The 7,831-nt window shown below is 37.2% G+C and carries 8 protein-coding genes; 5 read left to right on the top strand and 3 right to left on the bottom strand.

The annotated features are described in order from the left end of the window. Positions 1-106: 106 nt before the first annotated feature. Positions 107-502, top strand: a complete 396-nt coding sequence (locus KO495_RS10465; protein ID WP_215980358.1) for a Fis family transcriptional regulator — start codon at positions 107-109, stop codon at positions 500-502. Between the two features lie 51 nt (positions 503-553). Here KO495_RS10465 and KO495_RS10460 read toward each other — a convergent pair whose 3' ends face one another. After that, positions 554-1,810: a glutamate-5-semialdehyde dehydrogenase gene (locus KO495_RS10460; RefSeq protein ID WP_215980357.1), complete on the bottom strand. Its 1,257-nt coding sequence runs from the start codon at positions 1,808-1,810 to the stop codon at positions 554-556. Between the two features lie 71 nt (positions 1,811-1,881). Then, entirely contained in the window at positions 1,882-2,979 is a 1,098-nt protein-coding gene (gene proB, locus KO495_RS10455; RefSeq protein WP_215980356.1) for a glutamate 5-kinase, read from the bottom strand. Positions 2,980-3,595: 616 nt separating this feature from the next. Between proB and KO495_RS10450 the strand changes: the two genes are divergently transcribed. The 3 genes from KO495_RS10450 to KO495_RS10440 are packed head-to-tail and all read left to right on the top strand — an operon-like array spanning position 3,596 to position 6,380. Further along, positions 3,596-4,501 (top strand): acyltransferase, encoded by a 906-nt coding sequence (locus KO495_RS10450; protein ID WP_215980355.1) that lies wholly within the window; start codon positions 3,596-3,598, stop codon positions 4,499-4,501. Between the two features lie 34 nt (positions 4,502-4,535). Further along, positions 4,536-5,780: a mechanosensitive ion channel family protein gene (locus tag KO495_RS10445; RefSeq protein ID WP_215980354.1), complete on the top strand. Its 1,245-nt coding sequence runs from the start codon at positions 4,536-4,538 to the stop codon at positions 5,778-5,780. Positions 5,781-5,828: 48 nt separating this feature from the next. Next, the gene (locus KO495_RS10440) at positions 5,829-6,380 is read left to right on the top strand and encodes an Mpo1-like protein (RefSeq protein WP_215980353.1); all 552 of its coding nucleotides are present in this window, start codon (positions 5,829-5,831) and stop codon (positions 6,378-6,380) included. Between the two features lie 107 nt (positions 6,381-6,487). On the opposite strand, the gene tesB is transcribed toward KO495_RS10440, so the two are convergent. Continuing rightward, positions 6,488-7,345 carry an acyl-CoA thioesterase II gene (gene tesB, locus KO495_RS10435; RefSeq protein WP_215980352.1) on the bottom strand — a complete coding sequence of 286 codons (858 nt, stop codon included), beginning with the start codon at positions 7,343-7,345 and terminating at the stop codon, positions 6,488-6,490. A 182-nt stretch (positions 7,346-7,527) separates the two neighbouring features. Between tesB and KO495_RS10430 the strand changes: the two genes are divergently transcribed. After that, on the top strand, positions 7,528-7,785 hold the full coding sequence (locus KO495_RS10430; protein ID WP_215980351.1) for a hypothetical protein: 258 nt from the start codon (positions 7,528-7,530) through the stop codon (positions 7,783-7,785). Positions 7,786-7,831: the final 46 nt, after the last annotated feature.

Raw genomic sequence — 7,831 nt, 5'->3', positions numbered from 1 at the left:
AAACCGAGTTCAGGTTAATTAGTTTAGGCTTAATGAGGGTAGAGATTTATTGTAGATAGTTATCGCTCACGTTAAAATCACGGTTTGCTTATTAATGAGTTGTAAAATGAAACTTAACAAAACCAGTCAAAAAATAGATAACAATGTCTGTAAGGCGTTAACAATTGCTTGTGAAAGTGCTTTACATGAAATTGAAGGCTTTGAATGGCTCACTCATAGAGCTAGTTATACTAACTTTCCTGCAAGTTTAGTGGTGACTTGTGTATTTACGACCGACGAAAAAATAACAGCTATGCTGGCAAATAAACAAGATGCTTTTTTACGCGATAATATTCAAAAACAGTTATTGAAAGTAGGTGTGGTTGTGAAAAATATTAACCATGCTGTGCGCTTTGATAGTGAGGAATCTTGTTTACGCCAACATCAAGGGCAATGGCCTGAGCGGTTGGCGTTAAACATTAGTAAGCAAAAACCGAATCAAAAAGGTCGTGCTCTTCATTAAGTTACTTAACTATGGCGATACATAAGTTAAGTAATTCAGTTCAGGTGAGTTTTACTCTCTAATTTGTCCGTCACCAAAGACAATAAATTTTTCGGTTGTTAATGCTTCAAGCCCCATAGGTCCATATGCATGTAACTTACTGGTTGAAATACCAATTTCAGAGCCTAAACCAAGTTGGTTACCATCGGAAAAGCGTGATGAGGCATTAACCATGACCACTGATGAGTTTATCTGTTTAACAAAAGCTTGGCAGCGAGAAATATCTTGGCTGATAATGACTTCGGTATGATCAGAGGTAAACTCATTAATATGTGCAATAGCATTATCAAAACTACTCACTACTTTCACGGCAATTTCTTGTGCTAAGTATTCAGCATGGTAATCGTCTTGTGTGGCGAGTTCCGCATTAGGGAAAAAACCAATACTGTGCTTACATGCATGTACATTTACCTTAGCTGCATCGGCTAATGCTTTGGCAGCGAGTGGTAAAAATTGCGCACTAATATCACCGTGCACTAAAACCGTTTCAAAAGCATTACATGCACTTGGTTTTTGGGTTTTCCCATTGACTAAGATGTTGATTGCTTTGTCTAAATCCGCATGTTTATCAATGTATAAATGACAAACACCTTTGTAATGCTGAATGACAGGAATTTGACTATTTTCAGTAACATAGCGAATAAGCCCTTCGCCACCACGTGGGATTACTAAATCAATGGTTTCTTTTTGTTTTAAAAGCTGCTCAATAACAGTACGGCTAGTATCAGGAATAACACTGACGATATTTTTGTCGATACCTAATTCAGCAATGGTTTGATGTAAACATTGGGCAATGGCTAAATTAGAGTGAATGGCCTCTGAGCCACCACGTAAAATCACCGCATTACCTGATTTAATACATAAAGCGGCGGCTTCGGCAGTAACATTAGGGCGTGCTTCATAAATCATTGCAATTACCCCAAGCGGAATGCGCATTTTGCCCACTTGTAAGCCATTAGGGCGTAGTGCTAAGTTGCTGACATCGCCTACGGGATCTTTCAAACCATTAATTTCACGAATAGCGGCGCTAATATCTTTCACTGCTTGTGGGGTGAGTAATAGCCGATCAAGCATTGCTTGAGTTAAGCCTTTTTCTGCACCAGCAGTAATATCTTTGGCATTTTCTGCAATAATAAAGTCGCTGTTTGCTTCAATAGCATCTGCAATAGCATTGAGTAAGGCGTTTTTTTGTTGTGCCGATAATTGTGCGGCAACTCGACTCGCTGTTTTTGCATGGCTTGCCATGCTTGCGATGTTAAATTCTGTCATAGTTATACTCATTTTAATTGATTAAGGTCGGCTCTGTTAGTGTTACGCTAATTGTGCGCTACAGAGGGAGGTTATAAGATAACCATGTCATTACGGTGAACGATGACATCTCCTTCATCGTGACCTAAAATATCCGATATATCATCACTTTGCTTACCAATAATACGCTTTAAGTCGTGATGGTTATACGCACAAATTCCTTTTGCTATCACTTTATTGGTTTGATCATCAATTAACTCAATAGCATCACCCGCTTCAAAAGCATAATGAACGGATTTAATCCCTGATGGTAAAAGAGAAGCGCCTTTATTGATTAAGGCATTAACGGCACCTTTGTCTAAATTAATTTGCCCTTGGCTCTTTAAGGTATGTTTGAGCCAATGTTTTTTAGCGGTAATGATGTTGGTGTGAGCAGTAAAGCGTGTACCAGGGTTTTTATTTTCCAGTACTGAGGCAAAAACCTCACTTTTGGTACCATTAATAATATAGGTATGAATGCCATGTTCAATTGCTTTTTCGGCCGCTTCAATTTTGGTTTTCATACCACCTGTGGCAATTGGGTTACGACTTGTACCCGCCATAGAGTATATGTCATCGGTAATTTTATCGATAACAGGGATCAATTCAGCATCTGGATGCGCATTAGGGTCTTTATTAAAGAGGCCATCAATGTCACTTAAAATAAATAAGCAGTCTGCCTCACAAGCTTGCGCGACTAATGCCGCCAAATTGTCATTATCACCAATGGCGAGCATGTTAGTGATAACGGTATCGTTCTCATTAACAATAGGTAATATATTATTGTCGAGGTGAATTTGAATAGTACGTTGAATACTGATGAAGCGCTCACGATCGGCTAAATCGTCTTGAGTGATGAGTATTTGGCTACATGGCTTATCAAAAAAACGTTGCCAGTTTGCCATCATTTGCATTTGACCAACACTGGCCATGGCTTTTTTTGTGGATACAGATAACTCTGGACTACCGTGTTGAATTAAGTTTCTACCAGCAGCGACACCACCGGATGAGACTAAGATTATTTCTTTACCTTGCTGTTGACACTTAGTAATAAATTGAGCAATTGCTAGGGTATATTTGCCACTACAACCATCTTTACTTGGGGCGACTAGCGCACTGCCTACTTTAATTACAGCTCGATTAAAGTTCATTTTTCCTCCTGTTATAACACCAACGATTAGTATGCTGGACTGAGAATATAAATTCAACTGTCGAAGATATTTATGCACTAATGGCGAGGGAAATGCACATACTTTATTCTGCTCGGTAATAACTTAATCAGCTAAGGAAGAAGCTACCCAGTTCTTTCAATTTACATATTGCCATTTAACTAACCTGAATTCGGTCTAGTAGGTATTTAATTTATTGAAATGTAAGTGAAAATTATTTTGTGAAACGCTATTCTTAATCCAAGGGAAATTTCACGTCAATAGCTGATCTATTGCAAGTCAATTTAACGAAGAGGTTAGGAACAGTAGCTACTAGAGAAATATTTGTTAAGCCGAGATCAGATTGACTATTTTTATTGACGTGTAGAAGTCATTAGTTGTACCAGTAGATAATTTAAAAACGGCCTTTAAATGTTGATAAATTGTGTTGTTTTTCATAAGACATTATTAGAGGAGAAATAATTTTCTAGTGAGCATAACCATTGATTAAGCTGATTAAATTAATCAGTAGGTAGAATAAAGCGTATAAATTTTTTCTCATTCGTGGTTAAATAAGCGTATCTTGTAAACAGTTAAACTAGTCTTAATTAAAACGAATATGCTTAATTTTCTCCCAGGCAAACTTATCGGTTTGTTCTCTTTTCTTTTTTATGTTGTGAATACCATTTTTTGGTTATTGCCTATTTTATTGTTTTCATTATTGAAGGCACTTTTTCCATTTAATATTACGCAAAAAGTATTTAGTTACTTACTCGATTTAATGGCCAGTAACTGGGTTGCGGTTAATAGTATTAATCAGAAACTATTCACCAAGACCAATATAGTGATTACTGGCCTGAATGGCCTCAATAAAAAAGATTGGTATTTGGTTTTAGCTAACCACCAAAGCTGGGTTGATATACTTGTATTGCAGCGCGCATTGCATGGAGAAATTCCTTTTTTAAAGTTTTTTCTGAAAAAAGAACTTATTTATGTACCATTACTAGGGCTAGCTTGGTGGGCATTAGACTTTCCTTTTATGAAGCGCCATACACAAGCATTTTTACGTAAAAATCCACACCTACGTGGGCAAGACTTAGAAACAACTCGCAAAGCCTGCGCTAAATTTAAATATAAACCTGTTAGTGTTATGAGCTTTATCGAAGGGACGCGCTTTACCCCCGAAAAACATCAACAACAAAACTCACCCTTTCAACATTTATTAAAGCCAAAGGCCGGTGGTATTTCTTTTGTACTAGATGCAATGGGCGAGCACCTCACAACAATTGTTGACGTAAGTATTTATTATCCTGATGGCATTCCAAGTTTTGCTGACCTGCTGTGCGGACGAGTGAAAGATGTTCATGTCAATATTCGCACATTAAATATTAAAGAAGAATTTGGTGATAACTTTTTTGATGGCCGCGCTAATAAAGCTGAATTTCAAAAATGGTTAACACAGTTTTGGCACGATAAAGATGCAAAGTTAACTGAAATGATGTCAGCACAACAGTTAAATGAATAACTTAACATAGCAGGTTACAAGGGTTTAAAGTCTTATGAATGAATTGATTAAAGCCTGGTTAACAGAGCAGGGTGTACAACAAGTCTATTTAGATAGTGCTGCTATTGCGATTGGCGTAGCGGTTATTCTAGTGATTAGTAGTATTAGCTTCTATGTTGCTAAATATCATATTCTTAAAGTAATACAGCGCGTTATTGTTCACAGTAAAAACAAGTGGGACGACGCGCTAATTGAGCATAATGTATTAAACCGCGTCACACTGTTAATTCCATTTATATTAATGCTTTTTCTAGCACCTATCATTTTACCTGATGACAGCTTGTCTCAGCCGGTTATGATATTGGTTGCTAAAGTTATTCTTACCTTTCAAATTGCTCGTTCTATTAGTGCATTGCTTAATGCAGGTCGTAGTGGTTATCAAGAAACCGCTAAACAACGTTACTTACCTTTAAATGCCATTATTCAAATGATTAAGTTGGCATTATATATAGTGGCGAGCATTATTATTGTTGCCTTAATTATTGACCGATCGCCAGTATATTTACTGAGTGGCTTAGGTGCTTTAACTGCGGTTTTATTATTGGTTTTTCAAGACACTATCAAAGGCTTGGTGGCGAGTATTCAAATATCTGCCAATAGAATGGTGGTCACTGGTGATTGGGTTGAATTACCTAAATATGGTGCCGATGGCGATGTTATTGAAATTGGTTTAAGTACGGTTAAAATTGAAAATTTTGATAAAACGATCACAACGGTACCTACTTACGCATTAATTAGTGATTCGTTTCGAAATTGGCGTAATATGTACCATACTGGTGCTAGAAGAATTAAACGCAGTATTATTATTGATTTAGGTAGTATTGATTTTTTTAGTGCCGATAAAATTCAGCAATTAAGTAACGCCTCTTTATTAAATAATTATCTCAAGGATAAAAAGCAACAATTAGCCTCGCAAAGTAAACAAGATAACGACGACGAATCATTAGTAAAAATAAATCATAGGCAGTTGACCAATATTGGTACTTTTCGCGCCTATATCACCGAATATTTACAACGAAACCAACAAGTACGCTCAAACCTTACCTGTATGGTTAGGCAATTACCTGCGACCGAAAACGGTTTACCTTTAGAAATATATTGCTTTGCAGATACCACTGATTGGTTAACGTATGAAGCGATACAAGCGGATATATTTGACCACCTCTTTGCTGTTGCTTCGCAATTTGAGCTTCGCGTTTTTCAGCACCCTAGCGGACATGATTGGCAGCGTAAGTCTTAATGTAAAGCCCTCAGAGCATTGTTGCTCGGAACGACTAAAGGTATTGTAATGAAATCAATAACAGAGCAATTGGCACGTTACAAAAGTGTACATCTGAATTCGAAAAATATTAGCAGTCATTTTGTCGGGGTACCTTTAATTGTTTTTGCGGTTACCCTGCTACTCAATACGATTACTTTCGAGCTTGAGTTTAGCAATTTGTTTGACAGTGCGTTACGGCTAAAATTTACCTTAGCTATGGTTATTTTTACTTTTGTAGCTTTGTACTATTTACTGCTACATCGTTTGCTCGCACTAGGTATGGTGGGATATATTTTATTGAACCTATACCTGGCGCACTTATGTAGTGATGTCAGTGGCATTTTGTCTCTAGCTATTGGCTTATTTGTTGTTGGCTGGATTGTTCAGTTTATTGGTCATTATTATGAAAAAGCCAAGCCAGCCTTTGTTGATGATTTGAGTCAGTTTTTAATTGGTCCACTATTTCTTATGGCTGAAGTGTACTTTATGCTTGGTTTGGCACCTAAATTGAACGCTAAGGTTAGTGTATTAGCGCGGGAAAAACGCAAAGCACTTGATGCTAAAAATGCGGTTAGTTAAAACTTATATGAGTGTTTAAGTGTTAACTAACCCTTAATTCAGAGCAAGTATAATTAACCTGAATTCAGGTTAATTAGCTCAGTGCTACCTCGCTTTATATACCCACTTTAGCGTTGTCTAATAACTCCTTCTTGCATGGTTGATGCAACCAGCTCACCTTGTCGGTTATAAATTTGACCGCGTACCAAGCCGCGACCATTACTGGCTGACGGGCTGTCCATACAATATAGCAACCAATCATCAAATTTAAATGGGCGGTGAAACCACATAGCATGATCTATTGTTGCTATTTGAAAGTTAGGCAACCAATGACTAGCGCCGTGTGGCAATAGTGCAGTTGGCAAAAAGTGAAAATCTGATGTGTACGCCAACATATAAGTATGCGTGCGTAAATCTTCAGGTAAGGTGCCATTAGCTTTTATCCACATTTGACTAACAGAATCAGTTTTAGTTGGGTTTATCCAGTTGTATTGCTGTACAGGGCGAATATCAATAGGCTTTTCGGCTAAAAACTTCTCACGTAGAGGCTCGGGTAAGTAATGCTGGTGAGCAACAATAAAGTCATTAAATGAAGGAAGTGTTTCAGGAGCTGGAACATCAGGCATAGTATCTTGGTGATTAAACCCAGGCTCCTCATGCTGAAATGATGCTGTCATATAAAAAATTGCATTACCATTTTGTACCGCTTGTACGCGGCGAGTACTAAAGCTACTACCGTCACGAATTTTTTCAACTTCATAAACCACAGGTTGATTAGCATCACCAGGTCTTAAAAAATATGAATGTAGAGAATGAATAAAGCGATTTTCGGCGACGGTTTCTTGTGCTGCCGACAAGGCTTGCCCCATAACCTGACCGCCAAACAATGCTTTAAAACCTAAATCTTGGCTTTGTCCTCGATAAATGCCTTGTTCAATTTTTTCTAATGATAATAATGCTAGTAACTCGTTTAATGTATCGCTCATATTTTTACCTTTATATAATGCTAGGTGTACTTTTTAGCGCTTATTTTTCTGCTTTCATCATAAAGGAGTTATTTTATCATGAGTAGTGAATTTTTATTGATGTTCTGTTAGCGATAGGTTAAATTTCAAGCACTGTAAATAATAGTTATTAAGCTTAAATAAAAGTTGTATTGAGGTTGATTATGCACGCAGTTGCAGTACGAGATGATTTATTAGAAAGGCGACAAACAGCAGCTAATGAAGCTGTTGATATATGGGACAATTTAACCCTAGCACAAAAATTTTCAGCGAGCAGTTTAACGCAATTTGGTTATGAGTTAGTGTTTATTCGTGCCGATAGCTTAGGGTGCTTAGCTATTTTGCTATGTAATGATAACATTGCGACAATTTCAAAAACGGGTGAAATTGATACTTCGCCAGCCATTTCTCTGAGAAACTAATACCGTTAATTATTTAACAGTGATAGTAAGAGATAAAAAAAGCGTC

The organism is Colwellia sp. D2M02, assembly GCF_018860755.1.
GTDB lineage: Bacteria > Pseudomonadota > Gammaproteobacteria > Enterobacterales > Alteromonadaceae > Colwellia > Colwellia asteriadis.
The sequence above is the reverse complement of the archived record's forward strand: the minus strand, read 5'-3'. Positions and strand labels throughout refer to the sequence as shown.

What these genes read in the sequence shown, in the direction of transcription:
- KO495_RS10465 (WP_215980358.1), top strand. Translation starts at nt 107, where the DNA reads ATGAAACTTAACAAAACCAGTCAAAAAATAGATAACAATGTCTGTAAG.
- KO495_RS10445 (WP_215980354.1), top strand. Translation starts at nt 4,536, where the DNA reads ATGAATGAATTGATTAAAGCCTGGTTAACAGAGCAGGGTGTACAACAA.
- KO495_RS10440 (WP_215980353.1), top strand. Translation starts at nt 5,829, where the DNA reads ATGAAATCAATAACAGAGCAATTGGCACGTTACAAAAGTGTACATCTG.
- tesB (WP_215980352.1), bottom strand. Translation starts at nt 7,345, where the DNA reads ATGAGCGATACATTAAACGAGTTACTAGCATTATTATCATTAGAAAAA.
- KO495_RS10430 (WP_215980351.1), top strand. Translation starts at nt 7,528, where the DNA reads ATGCACGCAGTTGCAGTACGAGATGATTTATTAGAAAGGCGACAAACA.
- proB (WP_215980356.1), bottom strand. Translation starts at nt 2,979, where the DNA reads ATGAACTTTAATCGAGCTGTAATTAAAGTAGGCAGTGCGCTAGTCGCC.
- KO495_RS10450 (WP_215980355.1), top strand. Translation starts at nt 3,596, where the DNA reads ATGCTTAATTTTCTCCCAGGCAAACTTATCGGTTTGTTCTCTTTTCTT.
- KO495_RS10460 (WP_215980357.1), bottom strand. Translation starts at nt 1,810, where the DNA reads ATGACAGAATTTAACATCGCAAGCATGGCAAGCCATGCAAAAACAGCG.